Raw genomic sequence first — 23,074 nt, forward strand, 5'->3', positions numbered from 1 at the left:
AGAATTTTGAACGCCCTCACTTGATCTGACAGTTACCCATTTTTATCGGAGACTGTCAGTTTAGATTTGAGCTAGGTTCTTTCCAGCTAATTCAAATTAATAACTCAGGTAAGCACACTAGTACAATCTAGTAATTGGTTTTACGAACCAATCTATGTGCTCTTTGGTAAGCTATCAATGTGAGCACGACCAATGGTTTTAGTGGCTTGCATTGACAGCTTTACTTAAGTTTGTTTTACCCAGAAACTGAAAGAGTTCATTTTTTGACGAAAGGATCAGTGTCGTATCATCAGAAATGATAGCTGGATAAGTCGCCATTGTGCGGGTAAATTCATAAAATGCGATTGCTTCAGGTGTTTGATTGTAGGCTTGTGCGTAGATTTGTGCAGCTAAGGCATCTGCTTGCCCTCTGATCTTTTCAACTTGTTGATAAGCTTCTGATTGGATTTTGTTTAGCTCCCTTACTCTATCTCCTCGAATTCTAGCAGCTTCACCATTACCCTCTGATAAGAAGCGCTCTGCTATTTGCCTTCTTTCACTGATCATACGTTCATAGATTTTTGGACGAACACTGGCGTTGTAATTGATTCTTTTGAAACGAATATCTAACAGCTCGATACCAAATACAGCGACTTTTTGTGAAGCTGAATCAAAAATCTCTTGCTCAACAAATTTTCGTCCTTTCTTTATCGGTACTAAGGTGCCAATTTTAAGCTCTTCTTCAAAGGTACTTAATAAACCCTCTCTTAATGCGGTGCGGTCTCGTCTCGTTCTAATAATTTCGATAAGTTCGTGCTTAGCAACCGCATTACGGGTTTCACTACCTAAAATATCATCTAATCTTGATTGAGCGCTGTATTCATCTTTTAATCTAAGAAAGTATTGTAGGGGATCAACAATCCTCCATCTAGCAAATAAATCTACTGAGATATAGAGCTTATCTTTTGTCGGCATATCTGATGGCCTACCATCCCATTCTAAAACACGTTTATCCATTACATTTATCTGTTGTACAAACGGTATTTTTACCTTCAGACCAGCATCTGTTATTGGTTCTCCAATCGGTTTACCAAACTGAGTGATAATGACTTGTTCGACTTCACTGACCGTGTACAGGCTATTATTGGCAAAAATAGACACAATCACTGCGATAAAAATCGTTGAAAATGTGAGTAGATTATTCACTTTGGTTCTCCTAGTCTTGAGTTACCAAAATGTAATAATGGCAAGATGTTATGTTCAGTGTGATCAAGAATAATCTTTGAGTTAATATTTGGCAGTACTTGCTCCATGGTCTCTAGATAGATTCTTTTTGTGGTGACATCGGGAGCTTCAAGGTATTCGACGTACAGTGCCTGAAAGCGTGCAGCATCGCCTTTAGCTTCATTGATGCGCTTTAACCTATAACCATCTGCTTCTCTGATCCTTTGATCTTTTTCTCCTAAAGCCAATGGGATCACTTTGTTGTAATCTCGACGAGCTTCATTAATGAGTTTTTCTTTTTCTTGCTGCGCTTGATTTACTTCGTTAAAAGAGGCTTGAACAGGTTGTGGTGGATTTATATTTTTCAGTTGAACTTGGTCAATTCTAATACCCATAGCATATTTTGTTGATAGTTCTTGCATTTTTCTTAAGGCCTCAGATTCAATTTCTTGCCTGCCAATAGTGATAACTTCATCAACGGTTCTATCACCAACAACTTCTCGCATAACCGATTCAGATACGTACCTTAATGCCTCAGAGGGTTCTCTTACTTCAAACAGAAACTTTGTCGGCTCATCAATACGATATTGAACGACCCATTCAATAAGTGCTGCGTTCAAGTCCCCTGTAACCATTTGAGTTTCTTTTAAGCCTAGAGTTTGTCGTGATGATTGATTACGCGCATCGTTGCCATGAGTTGAAAAACCAAATTCTTGCTTGAGTTGACGTTTAACAGCGACAATGGTTGATTTATCAATATTTAAAGGTAATTTAAAATGAAGTCCTGGTTGTTCAGTGTGTGAAAACTTGCCAAACCGCTGTATCACAGCGACAGAGTCACTAGGAACGGTATAAACCGAGCTCCACACACTCAACAAAATAATGACTATAGATACAGTAATCAGGAAGTGAAAAGGTGGTTTTTTTGGGGCGTTTTTTTGTAATTGAAAAATTTCTTAAATAAATTATTTAGAGTGGGGGGGGATTTACTTCCGTTCCCCCAGGGGTTGCCATTACTTGATAATTGTTTCATTTTTGAAGCGCTCCAAGTTGAGTAGGCTTAGCTGTACTAAGTGAAATATTTATTTACGTAGGGGGAGGTCATAGCTGAGAGTAGCCCCACGTAGTCAATTTTAAATTCAATTTCTTGTCCTATTTGCAAAGGCGTGTCAGTACTTTCTATTACAATGTGATCACTGCTACTTGATACAATTGATAATCCTTGCGGAGAGATGAGTCCTTGAGGGTCAACATCTTGCCTGCCTAAAGCAAGTATTGCCTGATCTACGTCACCTCTGTTTGTCGTTTCATACTGTTCTCCAAAAGCATTTTTATGACGCTTTCCCCAAGGCATAGATGGCTTTCGATTGGATTCGATCACTTCGGCAATGAGCTTTACCGTGTCTGTATGTGCGCCGATAATACAACGTTTTTTGAGTGCTTCTACTCCAAAATAAATAGATTCTCCCAAACGCAATTGATTAACGCGATTTATGTTGTCTGAACTAAACGCCCATAATAAATTTGCAGAATTTCCCCCTGAAATAATGTCGAGTTTAAGTTGAAATTTTGTCTCTATCTCAGACGCTATTTTGGCCAAAAATGCCATATTGTGATGGTCGGGTGCGATACCATATCTACATGTCAAATTAGCCCCAATACCTTTTAAACTTATGTGTGGTAATGAACGTGTTTCTTTGATTATCTTAATAAGATCATCTGGCATTACACCTTCTCTTAAATCGCCTAGCTCGACCATGATTATCACTTGATGGAATACCCCTAGTTTTTTCGCTGTTGAAGAGAGGGCCTGTATGGTTGAAAGTTCTGTGTTCAGGCTAACATTACAGTTCAGCACTACCTGTTCAACTTGGCTCAACATGGGAGTTCTTATCAACATAATAGGCACTTTAATGCCGGCTCGACGCATTCTTTCAACATTTTCAATTCTTGAATCAGCTAGAGTGGTTGCACCCGCATCTATCAGTAGTCGAGCAATAACTGGATGACCCATAAATACTTTAGTAACAGGTACAACGTCTATTGACAGAGGTTTGAGCATTTTAATTAACAGGGCTGCATTCTCTGCTATTTTAATACTGTCAATTTGCAGCCGAGGGTTGCTCATTGTAGCGTGGGTGTTTTTATTCTGAGATGCGGAAACTTTACTAGGATCATATGTACTAAAAACATACTTGAGCGGCTTAATGCATCAGTAACGGGGATCGAGAAATCCTTAGAGTAGCGGTATGTATATTCTTCTATATCTGCATCATTCATCGCTTCATGGTTAATGCATATTCCAATAACCTTTGTTTGCGAAAAGCGTTCAATCAGATCTATTTCGGATGACAGTTTTGGCATTGGCATATCAGCAAAATCTACTCTTTCTTTTCTATGGGGTGCATGTTGTAAAATGACCGCATTTGGTGCACTTCCTCTTAAAATCATCGCACTGGTTGAAAATGCAGGGTGACTTAATGCGCCCTGGCCTTCAATAATGACGATATCGGGCTTTTCAATTTGGTAAGCACGATGGATGACAGCTTCAAGTTCTCCTGGGCAAAATTGTGCAGGTATTGAGTCCATCACTAAACCATAAGGGGCTCCTTGGATAACACCGGTTTGACCTGTTGCAATAAAGACTACTTTTAAACCATAGCTTGCGAGTGCATTACTTAATGTGACTGCTGTAGTGCGTTTTCCTATTGCACAATCAGTACCCATTACAGCAACTCTTGGGCAAGGGACTTCCTTAATAATGTCTCTGAAAACTTGTAAGTCACCTTTATTTATTGGTCTTCTGATGTCATAAAGCGAGACACCATATTTTTTGCTAGCAGCTATAAATTCAGGGTCGTCATTTAAGTATTGATGTAATCCATTAACTATATTCATGCCCAGTGACATGGCTTCTAACATAACTTGTCTATCTAAATGAGATAGCAATCCATTTGCATGTGCCAAACCGTAAATAAAAAAATTGGGAGACTCATTTGCCATCTCAAACGCTTCATTTAGGCTTGAGTAAATCGGGATGCCATTTCTTTTATTATCTAAAGCATATCCCGAGTCTAAACCTGCCATTTCGCTATCAATGATTGAGAGTATCCTAAAATTAGATGAGTGCCGTATAAGTCCATTAGCGGTTTTACCATCACTTTTTGTGAAATTAGCTTCACAATAAACAATCGCTGTAGGAACAATATCTAGGTCCAAAAAAGAATTAGGTCGAAGGTTTTTAACGTGATTTTGCTCGTTATTGTGCCCGCAAGGGCGCAGAGAAAAGGGGTTTTCTGCCTTGAGTAGCTTTCTATTCATGATAACACCTCTGTGTAATATATACTAAGAGGACAATTTGTGCATGCCGAGGCGCTAAATCGGAAGAGGTACAAGTAGTCCCCACTAAGTTAGTTGGGGGGATATCCACGCTAGTCTATTTTTTGACCAGTAGGTAGTGGGAAGTCAAATTAAATTAAGGATATTTATACTTAAACTTTAACCTTGTGCGTTGCAATCAATTTATCTGAGCTAGCAGACAGTCAATCAATTCTTGCTGGACCTTGTATCTTGAGATGACTTGGTGTTTTTGATATTGGTACAAAAGTGCATTGATGCCAACCAATGAACCTTAAATCGGATAAGAGGTTAGCTTAATCGATTTAAGGCATGTTCTTTTTTGAAAGCAAAGGTTATCCCGAGCTTAGGTCAGACATTACTTCAAAGGCATGCGCTCACCGTCTAGTGTACCGCGATAAAGGTTGTCATCTTCGATAAATAGTATTTCTCCATATTTTCCTTTCTTGATACTAGAGTCGATGGCAATTACTTTGCCATTATGGCGGGTTTCTATTTTACGCTGAGATGTATGACCAACAACAACATGGTCAACGTCAAAATGCTTTAACAATAGCTCAAGCTCTTTTTCAGTTGCACCATTATCTTTAAAGTATCCGCGATACCAAACTAAGCCATTGCTTTTATGAAGAAACCTAGCCATTCCTGTGCGTGTTTGATGAGGTTCACCTTTGACTAGGTAGCTTTTAAAAATGTGGTTAAGATCGCTTAAAGACAAAGGGTGTTTGGCCAATGATGGATGAAATCCGCCATGTGTAAACAAGTAACCGTTAATTTTCAGTAGAACAGGTTTTGACCTTAACCAACGACCGAGGATTGTATTTTTATTGACTAACTTTTGAAAAGGTACTTTTAAAAATTCCCCTGTTTTTACATATTTTGGATGTAGGTATCTTAAGTCGCCATTGAGCACCATAACTTCGTGGTTACCTAATAACAGGTGGACTCTTCCACCCGCTCTCAGTGCTTGTTGTTCAATCTTATGCAAAAGCCACAATATTTCAGTGACTTGGTCGCCTCTGTCGAAAATATCGCCGGTGATAACAAAATGCCCTTTACCAAACGCCCAGTTGTCTTTTCTATCTAATATTCCATTGTTTTTTAACAACGTTTTCATAAGGTGATATTGGCCGTGCAAGTCACTTAGGGCTGCGATTTTCTCTTTTGTTTCAAAAATAATCGGATCGTCTTTAAACGTGGTTTGCTCTACTTGCGCACTTAGGCCACAGTAATTAAGTGAGTGAGGAGCCTCTTTTGTTGCTAGTGGGTGGTTTTCTTTACTTACTTGGTCATCACATATCCAACTTACGTTCATATGTTTCGGTTCTACGTCAATATAGGGGCCGTCAGTTACTTTGATGTTTGCTTGCAGGTTGAGTGAGTAAAAAGTAAAAATTATTGCAAATAATTTAAATAAAATAATAATAGATATTGCACATGTTTTCATGTCTGCTCCTAGGGGGCCATCTTCCATGAGGCCCAGTTCTGGTATCAAAATTTCAATTCAACGCCTACATATCCAAACCGACCTTTGCCACCTCCGTAGCCTGAGTAGAAGTTACCTCGCCCACTTGGATAAAACGGGCCAAGGTTATCAAATAAGTTATTAATGCCACCATAGACTTTTAGGTCATACCCGCCGTCTAATTCTGTATTGTAAGACACTGATAAATCGTGTCGAATATAGCTTCCGTAGTCGTTAAACTCGAGCGGCTCGGGGTTTTCGATACAGCCACTGTCTAGCTCTCCTGAGGCACAACGTTCAGCGTTATCAGCGAGCATTTCTTCATACTCTCTTTCATCTGATAGGCTCGCGGTGAATTTACCTAAGTACTTGGTGCGCCAGCGGACTCGCCAGCTCTCGTATTTCCATCTAAGTGACGCTGAGAGCTTATCTTTAGACATGCCATACCCTGCGTTGTCGTCTGTTACCAAACCATCGTTGCCTAAAAAGGTCTCTGAACTTTCTATTATGTGGTTGTGATCGGCTTTAAAGGTAAGTTCACCCAAATCGGATAAGTCGTAGTTATATTCAAGGGCAACATCTATGCCCTTGTAACGCAACTCGTCAAGGTTAAACTGCCGCTGTAGTACTTTGGTGATTTGGCCATCTTCATTGCGCGTAATTTCTTGGCAAAATGCATTGTCATTTCCAAACGGAGTGCTGGAGTTATAACATTCATCCAAAATACGGCTATTCGAGATTTCTGAAATAGCGTCGATTACTGAAATATCAATGTAGTCAACAGCAAGGCTTAGCCCTTCAACTGGTGTCATGGTAATACCGAAAGTGAAGGTATCGGCTGTTTCTTCGCGCAATTCAGGATTACCAGTATTGGGAGAGTATTTGCTGCTGCTTTCATCCTCAAATTCAAAATCAGGATCTGCAGCAAGTAGTGCGGCTATGTTTGGGTCAAGGCGGCACATATCATGACCAGGATCTGTTGAGGTCGCCGTTACGCTGTCACAAATATCACTAAAGCTATCAAAATCACCTCGAGGCGGAGACATGAGTTCTGTAATGGTTGGTGCCCGCTGCGCTCGGGCGAAATTTGCGCGCACAAAATAGTTGTCTATTGGTTGCCAAAGGAAACCTATTTTGTAGCTTGCAACTGTACCTATGGCATCAATATCATAATTAGCCAGTCTTAGGGATGTTTCAAGAGACAGAGACTTCGCAAATGGCTTATTTTTCAACAGCGGTACATCAAATTCAGCAAAAGCTTCAAAAACGCTCATGTCCCCCTTAAATTGAGGAACGACGTTCCAAGTAATACCACCTACTTGCATGTCTCTTGAAGTTTTAATTTCTTGCGTGTCTTTTCTATACTCACCCCCAAATACCGCAGAAACGTGACCTGCTGGCAACTCAAACAGCTCACCAGTCATATACGCCAAAAAGTTTACTTGTTCTATATAGGTGTTGAGTGTTGGGTTGGTACGGATCCAATTGGCCATTTCGGGTGTAATGGAGCCTTCACCAAAGAGATTAAGCGGCACACAACCCGCTTCTCTTGCTGCTGCATCTTTACACTGAATGGTGCCGTCTGCGAGTTTTTCAGCTTGGAGTGCTTGGTTTACGTTTACAACATTCAACTCGTTTAAGCGGATTTGTTCTTGATGGAACTTGCCATAGCCTACAGACATATCCCAATCCCATTCACCATCAAACACAGTTCCTTGAAGGCCTGCCCAGCTTCTTATTGTGGTGCGCGTATTGTCTGTGGAAATGTTACCTACTTCATTAAAGCGTCGGTCCCAATAGATCCTATCTCTATATGGTTCGCTATCGATTATTGCTTGTGGAACAAATGGGTTATCAATTGGTATGTAACCGGGCTCCACATCACCTGCTGGATCACCTGTGATTGGGTCGAATATGGGCACGTCGTCACTTTCTGATTCATTTTCAGGTGATTTATTATTAAACGCATTATTAATACTTAGCTGAACCTGTCCATACGCTTTTAAATCGTCAGAGAGGTCATATTCAATTTTACCTGCGATTGAAAATTTATCGTTAGGGATTTTCAGCATAACGTATTGATTGCTATTGATGCCAAATCGTTCTTCGTTGCCACGCCAGTCATCGCGAAGGGTTTGGCCGTCATACCAAAATTGAGTATCGTTTCGTGAGTTTTCTAAGAATACACCGCCCGGAATACCATCGTTTTTGCTGGCCCAGTCACTTTGGCTGATATCTTTCATACATTGGAAACCATCAACTGTGAGCATTTGATTACACATGAGTTCGTCGTCATAGCGGTGGGCATCTTCAACTTGTGCGCGCTTTCGATCAAAAAAAGTCATTCCGAATTCTCTTTCCCAACTGGTCGTAAGCAGTGCGTAGCCCTTATCCTCGGCAAAGTAGGTACCATAATCCAAATCTAAAGAAAACTCTCTAACACCCCCTTCAAAAGATTCTCCTGTTCTGGCTTTTAAGCTGACCCCTTCTTTACCAGTTTCAGTGATGATATTCACTACGCCTGCAACAGCATCAGCGCCATAAGTTGCTGATGCACCGCCACTTATAACTTCTACCCTGTCGACCATGCCACTCGGAATGGTGCTTAAGCTTACTACGTTTCCGCTGTAGCTATTTGAGACCACTCGGCGTCCATCAATTAAGGTGAGTGTTCTATCTGAACCTAAATCCCGCAAGCTAATCGAAGATAGACCAGTTGTAGATACACTAGACTGACTCGTTGTGTTGCTTATGGCTGCATTGAGAGCAGGGATCCCGTCAACGAGTATTTCAGATAGAGATCCTAAACCTGATTCTGTAATTGCGTCTCGGTTTAATGTAACAAGAGGCGTTGTAACGCTAAAACTATCGCGTTTTAAACGAGAACCAGTAACCACAATGTGCTCTATTTTTTCGTCTTCCTTTACTGCTTTTGTTACTTTCTTTGTTTCAGTTACTTGCACACTTTTAAGATCTGATGCTGAGGTATTTTGCTGTTGAGCTACAACACCAAAAGCTGCGCCAAATATTGCTACTCGTATAGCGCCATAGAGGAGATTTTTTCTCATGTTTTTCATGTATATTTACCCTGTTGCCGATTCCTCAATAATTTTTTTCTACCCAGCTTTTACATCTAGGTTCGCACGTGGCCAGATGATTGTTCAGGCCTATGTGTAATCTAAGCAACCGGATTACAACAGGGCAATACAAACTATCTCTTGTTTATCTCTTTTATACATCTATTTAATATCTAACTTATAGTGTATTGATTAATATAGTTAATTTATCCACCTTGTAGGTTTAACCCACCCGTTTAGCTAGCAGTTGACTTTAATATATTTAAGTGAAATATCGTCAAGGTTCTCATGCCAAGTACAAAATTGAGTACCAAGTTGTGTGGGTCGAAAAATAATATAGATATAAAGTTTTGAATAGGGGGGTGAGCTTAAGGGTCAGGGATGTAGTCAGGCAGAGTTACGAGTACTTGGAAATAGAAACTCTGAGAGGGAGGATTCAAGATCATGTGTATCTGCTTGTATCAGCACCTCCAAATTTTCCGCCTTCGGAAATAATGAGATGAATAAAAGGAAAAACATCACGTGCAGTTGTTCGAAGAGTTTCTACATCTAAAAATATCTCTGGCCAACATTTTTGGGAGAGAGGATATTTTTGTGTAACGGCGGGCGAGTTAAATAGAAATGATAAAGGAATACTTAGAGCATCATTTGAGCAAAAGTCACACGACAATGCAGTTGCCAATGATAGTCATTGGCTTCAGCCGAAATATAAGTGGACTTTCAGTCCCCCAAAATAACATACCGCCTTTAGACGGTGGCTAAGTTTTATTTTTTTGCTGAAAAAAAACAATGAGTAGCCCAGTTCTTGTTTATGTAAATTAATTAAAAATATAGATTTACATCTAGTATTCCTTTGATGTGGACCTGTCGGGTTCCTGCATAAAATTTTGGAACACCTTGCCCTCAATTTCGCTAAATATGGCAGTTGCTATAGAGCACCATTGCATAGTGATGTAGTTTTTAGACCTCAAAGCGTGATTTAAGCAAACTGTTTGCCTTTCGAAAACTACTTATTATACCTAAGCCCAATTCTGACTGAGAACAAAATAGAGGCAAAAAAGAGGTTTAAAAGATAATCACGAGGTTTACCTATCTACCTACAAGTCGTATGAATAAATTGGTTCAAGCATAAGTTCCTGCTTTGTCCACTTGTGAGGGGTGAATTCTAGGCTTTTTAATGATTTTTACCAAGATGCTGCCCCTTACTTTTATGTTTAAAAGGCTTAAGTCTGAATGCTGGTCAAACCAAGACACTTAAACATGAGGAAATTGACTGGTGCGACACAAGCCAAAGATTAAACGATCTGGTGAGCGTCAATATCAAGATCTGCTTGGCACTACTTTTTGGCACACTGAGGAAATCATGGGGTAGCAGTTTGATTAGTGGTCTGTATATAAGAGTAGAGCTTTGCAAGAAGTGCACGTTCAAGGGGCATCCATCTAACGGGAGTGACAACAAAGTGTATAAAACCAAATTAAAACAGATAGAAATTATATCTAGAATAGGCGTTGCAGCTTTATTTTGCGTTTCGTCGTTACTGGTGAATGCTGAAGAAGTCAATAATATCGACCTACATTTTATTGTAGCGGCATCGGATAACTCAGGCACCAATGCACAGGTAGATAAAGCAAAAATCGATGAGTCTATACAGAAGCTAAACGCAATATACGGTGGTAGTGGGTATTCATATCGTTATAAATCGACGGTGTTTGTCAGTAACAATGAGATGCCTGGATATAATGACGAAGACTATGATCCAGATAATAGAATGCTGTTTGTAGAGCCATATTTTGATAGAGAAGCATTCAATATAATGGTCGCAGACTTTGAGAGAGTAAATGGGCGAGCATTTTGGCCATATCATGGTATAGACAGTGTATTGGTGGACTCAGAAGATCTGGATAAAACGACTTTGGCACATGAAATAGGCCATAACTTCAGCTTAATACACACGTATTCCGACGGTGATGAAGAGCCAATTTCTGTTCAAATAGGCAGTAAAGGCTACTTATATGGAGATCAAATCATTGATACACCACCGTCTCACGACGGGCTTGAAGACGACATTGAAGATTGTATTTACTCGGGTACAGCAGTTGATGAAGAGGGGACACCGTTTGCACCAGATGCAAAAAATATTATGGGCCAAGGAGACAATACCTGTAGAACACATTTCTCAGCTCAACAAGTCGACAGGATGCAGTATGTTTTACAAAGGGATAAATATCACTTATTTAATAAATATGGTAAGGGGCGCGTAATACCGACCTGTGAAAACTCTTCGGTAGTTATAGACTTTCCACATTTTGATGGCTTTAATTTTAACGAAAAGTTGCAGCACCCTTGGGTACAGGATGTGCAGAACAATCCATTCTTCTTTAGAACATCACCAGATTCAAACTCGAGCAGTACAGGTGCCGACGAGCCTTATGAAGGGCATAGTTACTTGCAAGTAGACAGCAGCAAGCGAGATGATACAGATATCGACGGCCTCGTGTTTGCGAAAAAAGGAGACAGGTTAAACTATGTGAGCCCTTGCTATGACTTGTCATACAGTAAAAACCCAAAGTTAGAGTTTTATTTTAACAAACACGGTGTTGATATGGGGACTAGTCTTATTGAGGCCACAATCGACAATGGCAATACGTGGACTGAGCTATGGAGGAAAGAAGGTGAGCAGCACCCAGATGGTGATGTATGGTACAAAGAGTCTGTTGACTTAGTTAATTATCGCAGTTCTCCAATGCAATTGAGGCTGGTGCATATTATTGAAGGGGAGAAGGGTGATGCGTCATTTGATGCATTCCTCATAAATGGTGAGTCGGTTAGCTACACCTATGACTTTGCTGCATCGGATGTAACGGTGTTGGAAAATGAAGGCAAAGTGACAATTCAGCTAGTAAGGAAGGGGGAGTTAGATGTGTCATCCACTCTGCGCGTTGTGACAGAAGACGTTGATGCAAAAGCGGGTAGTGACTACGATGAACTTGATACAACAATAATATTTACCAAAGATGAATCCGAAAAAGAAATAGATATTTCCATATTTGACAACGATGTTGTCGACGGTGCCCGCGCATTTAAGGTTAAGCTTGAGTCAGATAATTTAGCCGATGACTATGCCGATTTGTTGGTCACGATTGACAATGAAGATATCGCCTACACTTATAACCTTCAGTTAGACAACACTCAGGTATCTGAAGCCGCCAAATCCATTGCAGTTACTATCGAAAAAAGTGTTGCTACGGACATGTCAACGCACGTTTATTTAAAAACAGAAGATGACACTGCAAAAAGTGGCTTTGACTACAACGGGGTAGAGCAGCTAATTACGTTTGAGGCAGGTGAAACCAAGAAGGTCATTGATATTGGCATCATCGATAATTTGGAAGTCGATGGCTCAAGGAAGTTTAAAGTAACACTTGAATCAGACTTTTTACATCAAGACTATGAAGATGCGGTTATAACTATCACAAATGAAGATAAAGATCCGCCGTCTAACGGTGCATTTAGTGTCTGGGGCTTGTTGATGCTTCTTGTACTTGCAATAACTGTTCGCCGTACCTCAAGGCCAAACTCTAGTTACACTGATTAAATAGTGGATTGCAAACCGATTGTTTTTAACCAAGGCAGCTAAGCCAAAACAACCATGCTCTTAGCTGCCTTATTTTATTTAAGGGTCGTATTCGTTATTGTGAACATCGTGCTAGTTGCAACCTAAACATTAAGCCAATAACCCCCATATGTCACGTATTTTTAATCTCCTTCTGCTAGCCTAACTAGTATGCTCATAAAAATTTTACTATTGCTTGAAGTGAAACACTGACCTATCATTTTAACTGAATTGATGTAATGTACGTGTTCTTAAGTTTCACATAGTTAAAACAAAAAACACACTTATCTTGTACACAAAAAATGGACTTAAGGATTTGTAAGTTAAAGAGAGTCCAAGTTGCCTGTTCAAGAGATTGTGTTGGGGTAAAATAATATTGATGACAAATCATGATGTGTTTAGTCTTGGCCCATATATAGTTCATGTCAATGAAAACCAAATTACTTGCCTAGATGAAAATTATCCTGCACCACCAAAAGTCGTGAATGTTTTACGCTATTTAGCTGAACAACATCCCAAGGTTGTTAGTCGAGATGAGCTGATTGAGCAAATTTGGGACGGTAATCAAGCTGTTGGAGAGAAGGCGCTGACTAACACCATTTGGCAAGTTAGACAGTTTTTTAACCATCCAAATGCAGAGATAGAAGTTATCGAAACTATCCGAAAGCGAGGGTACAAGCTTAATGTTACACCACAACCAGTGGGCATAGAAAAACCATTGGTTCAAAGCGACTACACGAATAAAAGCCTAGTTTTCCCTTTAATTGTTGTAGCTTCGATTATTAGTGGCGTTATGTTCTCGTTGCAGAAAAAAGTGACTCAACAAGATATCACCTCTGGTGTGACTAGTATCACCAAAATGCCAGGGAGCGAATTGCGTCCAGTTCCCTCTCCTGATGGTAAATTGCTGGCATTTACTTCTAACGCTGGTGGAGACAGACAGCTTTACGTTAAAACACTTGGTGACGAAAATGTGCCACTCCAGCAGGTAACTTTTGCTGATAAATCGCCATTTAAAGCAGTTTGGAGTTCAGACCAATCAGCTCTATATTTTGCACAAAAAAATGCCGTAAGTTGCGAAATAGTAAAACTGTCTTTAAACACCAAAGAGATCTCAAAGCTTGCTAATTGCCCAGTCAAATCTGGCTATAACTATATTGCGATTTCAAACGATGGCAAAACGTTGGCATTTCATGGGCAAGAAGAAGGGGACCCTTCCGACGGTATATATTTTTTAGACCTAGCACGGCAAAATGCCAAACCAACACGCTTTAGGTGTGCTGTTGACTGTCAATATCGTGACCGAGATATGGCTTTTTCTCCTGACGGGAAAACGCTTGCGGTGACGCAAAGAAAAAGCAAAACTTTAGAGCGAATTGCTTTGTACACGCTTAACGGGCAAGAGTTAAAAATACTGTCTCAGGATCATAGTGACATAGTAGGGTTAAGTTGGCATCCTTCTGGTGACTACCTTGCATATGGTGAACAAACTGCCGATAAACGTACAGGTTTCATTGTTAACGTTGCAAATGAACAAAAGTACAAGATCGACATAGCGGGTTTTAGCTACCCTTCTTTTTCAAACGATAAGGGAATCTTTTTTCAGAAGCGGCGTGAAAATTATTTTGTTGCAAGTTATCAATTAGGTGACGAAGTCGCAATCAGCCCACAACCGCTAATAGAATCTCATTTTGCTAATCAAAACGCCGTATATTCTAAAGAACAAAACAAATTGGCATTTCTTTCTAATGAATCGGGTCACTATGAGCTATGGCTCTCTGATCAAGATGGTTTTAACCGAACACAGTTAACCCATCTAAATAAAAAATTGCGGTATCCAACTTGGTCGGCTGACGGCACAAAGTTGCTGGTGGTGAGCGTCGTTGAAAACAAGGAAGATGACCAAATATATATTTATAATTTGGCGAGTAAAGAGCTGACTAAATTAGAGCTAAGACTTGGTGTAGTTGGCCGCCCGATTTGGCACCCAAACAATAAGGATCTAGTTATCAAGCAAAAGGTTGGTGGTAGATCAAATCTGTTTAAATTAGACATAGAATCGTTTGAACTAACGCAGCTTACACATAAAGGTGCTTACATCGGCAACTTTATCGACCCTCAAACACTCATATACAGTTACGGCGATACACTGTGGAAACAAGATTTACGAGAAGCAAATAAAAGAGAAAGGCTATTAAGTAAAAGTGAATTTAACAATAACTACTCTTGGACCAGGTACGAAGATAAAATCTTTTTTAAGAGTGAAGGACAAGGTTTTTATACAATAAAGTCTTATGATTTTGTTTCTGAAACGGTAACTCCAGTTGTTCGGATCCCTCAAGAGCAAGTGACTGACAGTGACGTCCTGTCTTATAACTCAAAAAAGCACCAGTTAATTTTGACTATGCGTTTAACACCGCAGTCTGATATCAAATACTATGTGCCTGAATTGGATCGTTAGTGTGTGTTGGATTGATAAGGTAAAAGTAGTCGATCGAGTTAAACGTTCTTTCAATTATCATCTGACGCTTCCTAGCCTCCGTATTTTGAACACCACTTGTAAAAGGCGCTCTGCCTGATGCCATGTTTATGGCAAATTTGAGGGGCAGAACTCCTAATTTAGCTTCTTTGATCATGCTGATAATTTGGGTTTCGGTGAACTTGCTTTTTATCATCGTAAATGATTAAGGGGGCAGGATGCCAGACACTGCAACAATCGTAACTCTTATCCAAATTGGGGTAGAAACAGTCGCAGCCGTTCGCACGGATGTAGGGTGGCTTAAGCAAGGAATGAAAGAGCTTAAGGAACAGTAACCAAACTGGAGAACAAAAACCATGTTAAGTACTCTGGGTAAATACCTATTGACCAAACTTGCAACCGAAGTATTCATCAAGCGCGTTTGTCTCGCCACAGCCAAGCACTTGGCCAGCAAGACAACCAACCAACTCGATGATGAATTGGTCAGCGCATAAATGATGCATTGAACAAGTAAAAGAAACAATAATTCAGATAAATAAAGGGGTAAAAGAAGCTTCAGAAGAAGTAGAAAGTCTGGGAGGAAGAGTTAACCCACCAAATACCAGGACGTTTATAGAGCAGATGGTAATTTAATGGGTATTAAAAGCCATGTGGTGACTGATAGGCCTGAAAAGTAATTAATTAAGTTCGATATTGCTGTAACAGTAAAAGAAAGCTCTGATGGAGATACCAGCGCAAAAGCTAAACTGGCAGTTTTGTCTTTTGGTGGAGGTATGAAAAGTAATGATGAATCAAACATAGCTCACCGGGTTAAATTCGAAATACCAGTAGATCTTCCGTGCAAGTTAATTAAAGATTAAAACATCAGTAGGGACAAAAACGTGACAAACCATACCTCATTTACGTCCCCATTCATACACTACTTAAATCCTTGAAAAACAAAACTCTATCAAAAATAGGGTTTTGATATTGCTATTTGGTGGAGCTTACGGAAAATGAGTTGAACCAATAATTCGATGAATTAGTAAAAATCGAGGATATACTTCAAGACACTTCACTTGGAAATAACAAACGCATATTTAAACCAAAAAATAGTAGGTATATGGCTAAATATTTCTACGAATGAAAACCACTTTTTATCACTATTAATGTATTTATAATTGGGTCTTCGACAATTCAAAGCGCTCATTTTGTCGGGTGTAATTTAATTTTTTGTACTTAACGAATTGGGGGCAAAGGCTCTCAGTCACTTTTCTTTTAAAATATGCCTGTCCGAACTTTGTCGTTTTTAGCTATTTGACGATGCGTTAAATCTGCGCCGTATTTTAGCCGTAATATTTCTTTTAATTTTCTCATTGATATAGGTGCCGTTGGCATAGTTATCCCCATCGCGGTTAAAACGATAAGAATAATGGTTAAACACACCTACAATGTGAGAGAAAGGGTGACTTTTACGTCAATAACATCAAGTTGATCACCGAATAACCTAAGTCGATCGCTCAATAAGATTTTTAGCCAAAAGTGATCGGCATCGATGTTATTGCATGATCGCGATGCATGAAAATATGCATAGTGACACTTAGAAGGGCATCCGTGGCAGCCAGTATCCCACTTTCAGGTTAGTTAGAAGTTTGTCAAAAATTCATTTGCTAGTTTTATGCTTAGATGGGAAATCGGGCAATTTTGACACCGTACTGAGTAACTATATAATTGTGCACAACGCTAAATCAGAGAGTTTAGTGCAATAGAAGCTTGCTCCCCTTTTTCTCCACTAGGAGGTAATACAGGAGTAAGTGAAGTAAAATTTAATGAAACAAGTTGGAAAGTTAACTTGAGCTGATGATAAGTTTGTTTTAAGTATTAGATAATTGTGAATCTAGGTAAGTACTTGATTTTATTGGTACAACCGAGTGGATTCGAACCACCGACCCCTACCATGTCAAGGTAGTGCTCTAACCAACTGAGCTACGGTTGTACAATTTTTGAATTTTTTTGGTACGACCGAGTGGATTCGAACCACCGACCCCCACCATGTCAAGGTGGTGCTCTAACCAACTGAGCTACGGTCGTATAAATTTAGACTTAACATCGTTAGGTTGGTACGACCGAGTGGATTCGAACCACCGACCCCTACCATGTCAAGGTAGTGCTCTAACCAACTGAGCTACGGTCGTGTTATATCTTTAACCTAAATTTGTTAAGTTGGTACGACCGAGTGGATTCGAACCACCGACCCCCACCATGTCAAGGTGGTGCTCTAACCAACTGAGCTACGGTCGTACTAGTACACAGTGTTTCTGTGCGACGGCGGCTAATATATAGTGCTCTGAACTTAGGATCAAGTATCTTTGCTAAATTTTTGTTTGTCTGAGTTTTTTTTGATCACAATGGCTTTACTTTGCACACTTTATAAAATGTTTGCCACCAAAAAACGTGTTGCTTAGTTGTTAGCTTTAGTTCATTTAAAATGGGTGTAATGGGGTTTGGGTAGACGTCTTTGCCAAATTTTTCTGTAAAAGTTGCAAAGTAGGGTTCTAGGGTGTGTAAACGCTGCGCTAGTTTTGATTGGTAGGCCTGAATTTCCTGAATATAGTATTTTTGAAATACGTTATTAAGCACCTTCGCTTTTTTCTTATTTTTCCCCTCAGGGCAAATACCGTTTTCTAATGAAAGTTGTGAAAGCCAATGTGTGCTACTGGTGTTCCACAATATCTGTTTTCGTGTGCTGGTCAGCAATGATTGTACATATTGGTTATTGTTGAGTTTTTCGAGCGCATTGGTGAGCTTGTTTTCATCAATTAAATTGGGTTCGTTTAGGTTGTTTGCGAGTGTCGCCAGTATAGACAACGCTTCTTGGGCGGCTATTTCTCCATTACTTATCTCATATGTCACTTCTTCAAAAGTTAGAGACAGAAGTTTGGTTAACTCCTTTTCATTGGTAAACACATGCGCAAGTGATGCGGGGAGACTTGCTTGTTTTTCTGCGAGTGCCAGTGATAAGGTCTCTTTTACATCACTGTCAGTTTGTTGGTGCTTTATGCAGGCTTGGGCATAGCGGATAAAGTTAACATTATACTTAAAGAGCTCACTGGGTTTAGCGAGCTTTCCAAGTTGATTATTATGATTGGCGATATGTGTCGCAACGCGGCAATGGCCCAGTTTTGCTAAGTCAATGACTGAAATAGTGTAGCTTGAAGTTGGAGTTTTGGTTACAAACAACGAAGTAGCTTTAGGCTTTTTGATAACTGCTTCACTCACGCCAATTACATTTGCTAGGCGTTCACTGTATGCTTGATTGACATCGCTAGGGGCTGGTGTGCACCCTAGCAGCGTTAAGCTAAGCGCTATTAACAGTTTGCATTTCAATGAGTTTTCTCCTCACAAAATAAATCAGCAGAACTGCTGCAACGGATAATCCTACAATGATACCAATCCAAAACCCAGTTGGGCCCATTGCTGGTACTATTAGATCTGTCTTTGCTAATACGTAACCCAGCGAAAAACCGATTATCCAATAAGAGAAAAATGTAACACCAGTGATCGGTTTAGTATATCTAAGTCCTCGTAACACACCATTTGCAGAAACCTGTAGTGCATCTGGTAATTGGTAAACACAAGCGAGCACAATAATACTTGAAGCGAGCAGGGCAACTTCCTTTTCTTGGGTATATAACCAGCTTATATCATCTCTAACGATGTAAGTTCCAAGCGCAACGATTGCTGCAACAATAATTGCTAACATGAAACTGGTAAAAGTACTGTTGATTAATTTCGGTACATCATTTTGCCCGCTAATATTGCCGATCCTAATCCCTATCGCCATAGACAAGCTCAGCGGGAGCATAAACAGTATCATGGTAACGCTTGCAGCAACTTGGTGACCTGACACTGCAACAGCACCCAAATCAGCTATAAATAGCGGGATACATGCAAATAAGGTGACTTCAAAAAAAGTCGCGAATGAGATTGGTAAACCCAACTTAAATATTTGCAGTAGCGTTTCTTTATGAGGTCTCATAAAATCACTCAACAGCCACTTACCTTTGATCGTCTTGCTTTTGAGGCTGTAGCAAATTTGAGTAATGGCCATCGTCCAAATAACAATACTGGTTGCTACACCACAGCCTGCACCACCAAGCGCAGGCATTCCTAGCTTGCCATAAATAAAGATGTAATTGGCTACAACATTAATACAGAGGCCTAATACGCCAATGTAAAACGCTACTTTGGTGTTACCCATGCCCTCAATTACATTTCTATAAACTGAAAACACTAAAAAGGCCACTAGACCGTATTTGACGTAATCAATGTAATCTTGTGCAAGTTGAGCAATATGCGGCTCTGTTCCAATACTCGCGAATAGGCCAGGCGTAAAATAGCTTGCAACAAAGCCGAGGGTAGAGAGTGCGACAGCTAAATATAGTCCCTGTTGAAAAAAGCGCTTTATGCTAGATTGATCTTTAGCACCGTAACTATGTGCGACAAGGCTAGTAATAGCCAGTAAAATGGACTGTAAAGAAAACATGAGCGGGTTCATCACGCCGGTAGCGATAGACAGCGCAGCTAAATCATTAGGACTAACCTGCCCAGCCATCATTGTATCAACTACAGACATTAGCACCAATGTAACTTGGGCAAGAAAAACTGGCGTCGCCAATCGCACAAGTCTTTTGGCTTCCCAAAGTTCAAACTTCATATTAGAGCTCAGAATTCATAAAAAAGGTATTCTATTGAAGTTTTTGCTTTTTATCTATGAAATAACTTGTTTCATATTGTTTCAGGCTGACTAAGGTTAGGGTAAACTAGACGCATAATATTATTCTCGGAAAAAACATGTTTACAGGTATTGTTCAAACTCAAGCGTCGGTTGTAAGTGCACTTTTAAATGATGGCGTGATGCGCTTGGTTTTGTCTGTTGGCAATGAATATCTGCAGCAATTAACGATTGGAGCAAGCATCGCTGTCAATGGCTGTTGTTTGACAGTTGTCCAATTTGAAATTAATCAATCAGACGTCGTTGGTCAAGTTTGCTTTGATGTTATTGATGAGTCGTTAAAATTGACTAATCTGGGCAAATTAAAATGTGGTGATAAGGTAAACTTTGAGCGTTCAGTGACATTTGGTACAGAACTTGGTGGGCATATTGTTTCCGGTCATATTCACGATATGGCAACGGTTGATCAAGTTGTGAGAACAGCAGAAAACGTAAAAATTAAACTTTTGCTGTCAAAAGAGTGGTCTAAGTATGTTTTCTATAAAGGGTTTATCGCTGTAAATGGTGCAAGCCTAACCGTAGGTCAAGTAGATGAAGATGGCTTTTGGTTACATCTGATCCCTGAGACGCTGTCGATTACTAACATTGGTCGTGCCTTCAACGGTGATAAGTTCAATATTGAAGTTGACCAGCAAACCTACACAATTGTTAACACCGTAGAACATTACTTGAGAAAAAACACTCTAAACCCGATTGATTAAAAGATTTGCTCGTCGTCACTGTCGATTCGTAATTCCAATTTATTGATTGCTTCATCAATATGCATATTGAGGTGAATTGGGTTACAGCACGCCGCGCAATCTTCGTAATAATCTTGATCGCCTTCACTGGTATCTAAATCTACAAAAATGTGGTGACCACAGTGAGGGCAACTTATACGTTGGTGATACAGCTGTTTCATGGTTTTACTCCAACAACCGCTCTGTCATTCCTTTCTCTATTATAGCAGTTATTGCAATTATTACCGCTATGTTTCAGCTATTTTAAAATTGTCTCAATTTGCTTTTGAGACTGCAATATATAGTCTCCGGCAAACAAGTTGGCGTGGCATAAAAGTGTGTATAGCTGGTATATAGCTTTACGTTGTTGATAGCTTTGCTCAAGGGGGTATGTGTCTGAGTAACCGGTATAGAATGCCTCAGGTAAAGCTGCAAATAGTTCGCTGTTGGCAATATCGACTTCTCTGTCTCCGTAGTAACATGCAGGAGAGTACAAACACGGCTTTTTATGGGCAAAAGCGATGTTGCCTCGCCAAAAGTATCCATGTAGCAAAGAAGGTTGCAGTGGGTGGCTCAGCAATGGTTTAAGCTGCTCGACAAATTGATCGATATCGACCAGAGATATATTTTTTTCTTGAAGAAGTTGAAGCTGCCATGCAATGCGCTCTTCTGCAAAAAAAATAGACCACTTTTTGTGCCATTGGTTTGGTTGAGATAAGCCCAGTAAGTAATTGTCCTGCTCAAGGCCAAACATTTCTTGCTCGTGCCTTGCGTGCATTTTGGCAAGTGTCCTACCACATTCATACCAATTTTCTTGATCGGGCTGTGTATTTAGCCACTCAAACACAATAAAACAATACTCAAGGCTTGAGCCTATTGTGATGGGATCTGCTACCAAAAAGTCACTGTCTCGAATTAAGAGCGTGTGGTTTTGCGCTTCACACTCATAACGTTCAAGTGCACATACTTGGTCAACCTTTACGAGAAAACTGTTTTTATCGTTCTCTATCTTAAACGTTTTAGATTTGGCACTGCAGGGCAGTAGTGTCTTGCGAGTAAACTCAAAATGGTCATGAATTGCATCACTGATGTATTGATTTACAAGGTTCCACATAGTTTGCTCGGCGGTGTCTTCATGCTTTTTTTAACTATGGACGATTTTGGCTATAACACAAATACTTGAGTGCAAAATTAAATTCAATAAAATAGCAGTAGTTTTAGAATCGTATTGGAATTCCACATTGAATAAAAGTGTATTAACAAACTTACTTGCAGCTGCGCTCGTAGCGGGTGGCTGGCTAAGTCAAAATGACTTGGTTTTAACTATGGGTTTATTCGCATTGTCAGGTGCGGTAACAAATTGGCTAGCTGTACACATGTTGTTTGAAAAAGTACCTGGATTATACGGCTCGGGCGTTATCACGATTAAATTTAAAGAGTTTAAGGTGGCAATTAAAGAGTTAATTCTGGACGAGTTTTTTAATCAAGACAAACTACAAAGCTTTGCTTCTAAAAATCAAATAGATATCGACTTAAATCCGGTTATTGAACATGCTGACCTGTCAATTGCGTTTAATAAGCTGGTGCAGGTTATTGAAGGCTCGCAATTTGGTGCAATGCTTGCAATGGTGGGCGGAAAAGAAGCTATAGAGCCGATGAGAGACACGTTTACCGATAAAATGAAAGAAGCATTAAAAGAGATCAGTGAAGAGCCTGAATTTAAAGACAAGGTGTCAGGTATTTTGACAAACGGCCAGTCACTGGACTCCATTCGAAGTGCAATTGAGCATGCAGTAGACGAGAGATTAAATGAATTAACGCCTGTTATGGTCAAGAACATAGTGCAGAATATGATACACACACACTTGGGCTGGCTTGTTGTGTGGGGGGGGGTATTTGGTGGTATATTTGGTTTAATCGCGAGCTTTGTGTAGCTTATAAGTGCGCATTTACAACCCATAGAATGCGCACTTGTTACCTAATTTATACGGTCTAGTCATTATCTTGAACCTGATAATATGACTGTTGCAGGCGTATTTTTCTGAGCAGACAAATCTTTGATGGAAGTCTTAGTATCTAATTCAATATTCATGAACTTAGCATTACGAGTGAGGCTGTAGGTTTCAGCAAACTCTTGTAAATCCATATCGTTACAGTGTAGTTTATTGGTTATATTTTTTTTCAGAGAGTGTTTTCCTCTTAGCTCTGCCAGCATGACATGTGGGCGATTTGACGCAAATGCCACACACAGATGTGTTGCTAAGCTATCGTCAGCGGCGACAAATTCAACGGCTTCTGCATGATTAGCAGTAGATACAAGTCCAACTAGTGCAACAGCGGTTATTAAAGCTTTCATTTTCGTTCTCCAAACTTGGTGTTTTGTGCG

At 39.9% G+C, this 23,074-nt stretch carries 16 protein-coding genes, 4 tRNA genes and 1 pseudogene; 6 read left to right on the forward strand and 15 right to left on the reverse strand.

All coding sequences use genetic code 11. The features are described 5' to 3' along the window. Positions 1-198 precede the first annotated feature (198 nt). From hflC to N482_RS11750, 6 genes are all read right to left on the reverse strand, one after another. Positions 199-1,185, reverse strand: coding sequence for a protease modulator HflC (hflC, locus tag N482_RS11725; protein ID WP_063377217.1), 987 nt, complete (start codon positions 1,183-1,185; stop codon positions 199-201). Next, positions 1,182-2,072 (reverse strand): FtsH protease activity modulator HflK, encoded by an 891-nt coding sequence (hflK, locus tag N482_RS11730; protein ID WP_231100849.1) that lies wholly within the window; start codon positions 2,070-2,072, stop codon positions 1,182-1,184. Before hflK ends, hflC begins: the two co-directional genes overlap by 4 nt. A 200-nt stretch (positions 2,073-2,272) precedes the next feature. Then, positions 2,273-3,331, reverse strand: a complete 1,059-nt coding sequence (locus tag N482_RS11735) for an alanine/ornithine racemase family PLP-dependent enzyme (protein ID WP_081227920.1) — start codon at positions 3,329-3,331, stop codon at positions 2,273-2,275. Beyond that, on the reverse strand, positions 3,328-4,524 hold the full coding sequence (locus N482_RS11740) for a DUF1611 domain-containing protein (protein ID WP_063377218.1): 1,197 nt from the start codon (positions 4,522-4,524) through the stop codon (positions 3,328-3,330). The genes N482_RS11735 and N482_RS11740 overlap by 4 nt, the downstream gene beginning before the upstream one ends. A gap of 394 nt (positions 4,525-4,918) precedes the next feature. Beyond that, entirely contained in the window at positions 4,919-6,007 is a 1,089-nt protein-coding gene (locus N482_RS11745) for a metallophosphoesterase (protein ID WP_063377219.1), read from the reverse strand. A gap of 44 nt (positions 6,008-6,051) precedes the next feature. After that, positions 6,052-9,093 carry a TonB-dependent receptor domain-containing protein gene (locus N482_RS11750; protein ID WP_063377232.1) on the reverse strand — a complete coding sequence of 1,014 codons (3,042 nt, stop codon included), beginning with the start codon at positions 9,091-9,093 and terminating at the stop codon, positions 6,052-6,054. A 275-nt stretch (positions 9,094-9,368) separates the two neighbouring features. Between N482_RS11750 and tnpA the strand changes: the two are divergent. From tnpA to N482_RS25235, 4 genes and pseudogenes are all read left to right on the forward strand, one after another. Beyond that, positions 9,369-9,750: pseudogene (gene tnpA / locus N482_RS24320) on the forward strand (IS200/IS605 family transposase); the annotation flags it as partial. A gap of 812 nt (positions 9,751-10,562) precedes the next feature. Further along, on the forward strand, positions 10,563-12,698 hold the full coding sequence (locus N482_RS11755; RefSeq protein WP_063377220.1) for a Calx-beta domain-containing protein: 2,136 nt from the start codon (positions 10,563-10,565) through the stop codon (positions 12,696-12,698). 397 nt (positions 12,699-13,095) lie between these two features. Beyond that, entirely contained in the window at positions 13,096-15,177 is a 2,082-nt protein-coding gene (locus N482_RS11760; RefSeq protein ID WP_063377221.1) for a winged helix-turn-helix domain-containing protein, read from the forward strand. A 374-nt stretch (positions 15,178-15,551) separates the two neighbouring features. Then, positions 15,552-15,689, forward strand: coding sequence for a hypothetical protein (locus tag N482_RS25235; RefSeq protein ID WP_196763574.1), 138 nt, complete (start codon positions 15,552-15,554; stop codon positions 15,687-15,689). Between the two features lie 1,404 nt (positions 15,690-17,093). On the opposite strand, the gene N482_RS11765 is transcribed toward N482_RS25235, so the two are convergent. The 6 genes from N482_RS11765 to N482_RS11790 all read right to left on the reverse strand — a co-directional run bounded on the left by N482_RS11765 (position 17,094) and on the right by N482_RS11790 (position 19,891). After that, positions 17,094-17,170: transfer RNA gene (locus N482_RS11765), tRNA-Val, on the reverse strand. 18 nt (positions 17,171-17,188) lie between these two features. Further along, positions 17,189-17,265: transfer RNA gene (locus tag N482_RS11770), tRNA-Val, on the reverse strand. Positions 17,266-17,292: 27 nt separating this feature from the next. After that, a tRNA-Val gene (locus tag N482_RS11775) sits at positions 17,293-17,369 on the reverse strand. A 29-nt stretch (positions 17,370-17,398) separates the two neighbouring features. Next, positions 17,399-17,475: transfer RNA gene (locus N482_RS11780), tRNA-Val, on the reverse strand. A gap of 102 nt (positions 17,476-17,577) precedes the next feature. Next, a complete protein-coding gene (locus N482_RS11785) occupies positions 17,578-18,561 on the reverse strand; it encodes a DUF3080 family protein (RefSeq protein WP_063377222.1) in 984 nt (327 codons plus the stop codon). Then, complete coding sequence (locus N482_RS11790; RefSeq protein ID WP_063377223.1) at positions 18,533-19,891, reverse strand: MATE family efflux transporter; 1,359 nt, start codon at positions 19,889-19,891, stop codon at positions 18,533-18,535. The genes N482_RS11785 and N482_RS11790 overlap by 29 nt, the downstream gene beginning before the upstream one ends. 137 nt (positions 19,892-20,028) lie before the next feature. Between N482_RS11790 and N482_RS11795 the strand changes: the two genes are divergently transcribed. Then, the gene (locus N482_RS11795; protein WP_063377224.1) at positions 20,029-20,670 is read left to right on the forward strand and encodes a riboflavin synthase; all 642 of its coding nucleotides are present in this window, start codon (positions 20,029-20,031) and stop codon (positions 20,668-20,670) included. On the opposite strand, the gene N482_RS11800 is transcribed toward N482_RS11795, so the two are convergent. Next, positions 20,667-20,870: a CPXCG motif-containing cysteine-rich protein gene (locus N482_RS11800; protein ID WP_063357175.1), complete on the reverse strand. Its 204-nt coding sequence runs from the start codon at positions 20,868-20,870 to the stop codon at positions 20,667-20,669. The genes N482_RS11795 and N482_RS11800 overlap by 4 nt on opposite strands. A 77-nt stretch (positions 20,871-20,947) precedes the next feature. Then, positions 20,948-21,802 (reverse strand): fructosamine kinase family protein, encoded by an 855-nt coding sequence (locus tag N482_RS11805; protein ID WP_063377225.1) that lies wholly within the window; start codon positions 21,800-21,802, stop codon positions 20,948-20,950. Positions 21,803-21,929: 127 nt separating this feature from the next. Between N482_RS11805 and N482_RS11810 the strand changes: the two genes are divergently transcribed. Beyond that, entirely contained in the window at positions 21,930-22,622 is a 693-nt protein-coding gene (locus tag N482_RS11810) for a hypothetical protein (protein ID WP_063377226.1), read from the forward strand. Positions 22,623-22,687: 65 nt separating this feature from the next. Here the strand turns inward: N482_RS11810 and N482_RS11815 are convergent, their stop codons facing one another. Continuing rightward, positions 22,688-23,044: a DUF3718 domain-containing protein gene (locus tag N482_RS11815; protein WP_063377227.1), complete on the reverse strand. Its 357-nt coding sequence runs from the start codon at positions 23,042-23,044 to the stop codon at positions 22,688-22,690. Between the last annotated feature and the right edge of the window lie 30 nt (positions 23,045-23,074).

It is taken from the genome of Pseudoalteromonas luteoviolacea NCIMB 1942 (genome assembly GCF_001625595.1).
In the GTDB taxonomy this organism is placed as follows: Bacteria; Pseudomonadota; Gammaproteobacteria; order Enterobacterales; family Alteromonadaceae; genus Pseudoalteromonas; species Pseudoalteromonas luteoviolacea_A.

What these genes read in the sequence shown, in the direction of transcription:
- N482_RS11735 (WP_081227920.1), bottom strand. Translation starts at nt 3,331, where the DNA reads ATGAGCAACCCTCGGCTGCAAATTGACAGTATTAAAATAGCAGAGAAT.
- N482_RS11740 (WP_063377218.1), bottom strand. Translation starts at nt 4,524, where the DNA reads ATGAATAGAAAGCTACTCAAGGCAGAAAACCCCTTTTCTCTGCGCCCT.
- N482_RS11745 (WP_063377219.1), bottom strand. Translation starts at nt 6,007, where the DNA reads ATGAAAACATGTGCAATATCTATTATTATTTTATTTAAATTATTTGCA.
- N482_RS11750 (WP_063377232.1), bottom strand. Translation starts at nt 9,093, where the DNA reads ATGAGAAAAAATCTCCTCTATGGCGCTATACGAGTAGCAATATTTGGC.
- N482_RS11760 (WP_063377221.1), top strand. Translation starts at nt 13,096, where the DNA reads ATGACAAATCATGATGTGTTTAGTCTTGGCCCATATATAGTTCATGTC.
- N482_RS25235 (WP_196763574.1), top strand. Translation starts at nt 15,552, where the DNA reads ATGTTAAGTACTCTGGGTAAATACCTATTGACCAAACTTGCAACCGAA.
- N482_RS11790 (WP_063377223.1), bottom strand. Translation starts at nt 19,891, where the DNA reads ATGAAGTTTGAACTTTGGGAAGCCAAAAGACTTGTGCGATTGGCGACG.
- N482_RS11795 (WP_063377224.1), top strand. Translation starts at nt 20,029, where the DNA reads ATGTTTACAGGTATTGTTCAAACTCAAGCGTCGGTTGTAAGTGCACTT.
- N482_RS11800 (WP_063357175.1), bottom strand. Translation starts at nt 20,870, where the DNA reads ATGAAACAGCTGTATCACCAACGTATAAGTTGCCCTCACTGTGGTCAC.
- N482_RS11805 (WP_063377225.1), bottom strand. Translation starts at nt 21,802, where the DNA reads ATGTGGAACCTTGTAAATCAATACATCAGTGATGCAATTCATGACCAT.
- N482_RS11815 (WP_063377227.1), bottom strand. Translation starts at nt 23,044, where the DNA reads ATGAAAGCTTTAATAACCGCTGTTGCACTAGTTGGACTTGTATCTACT.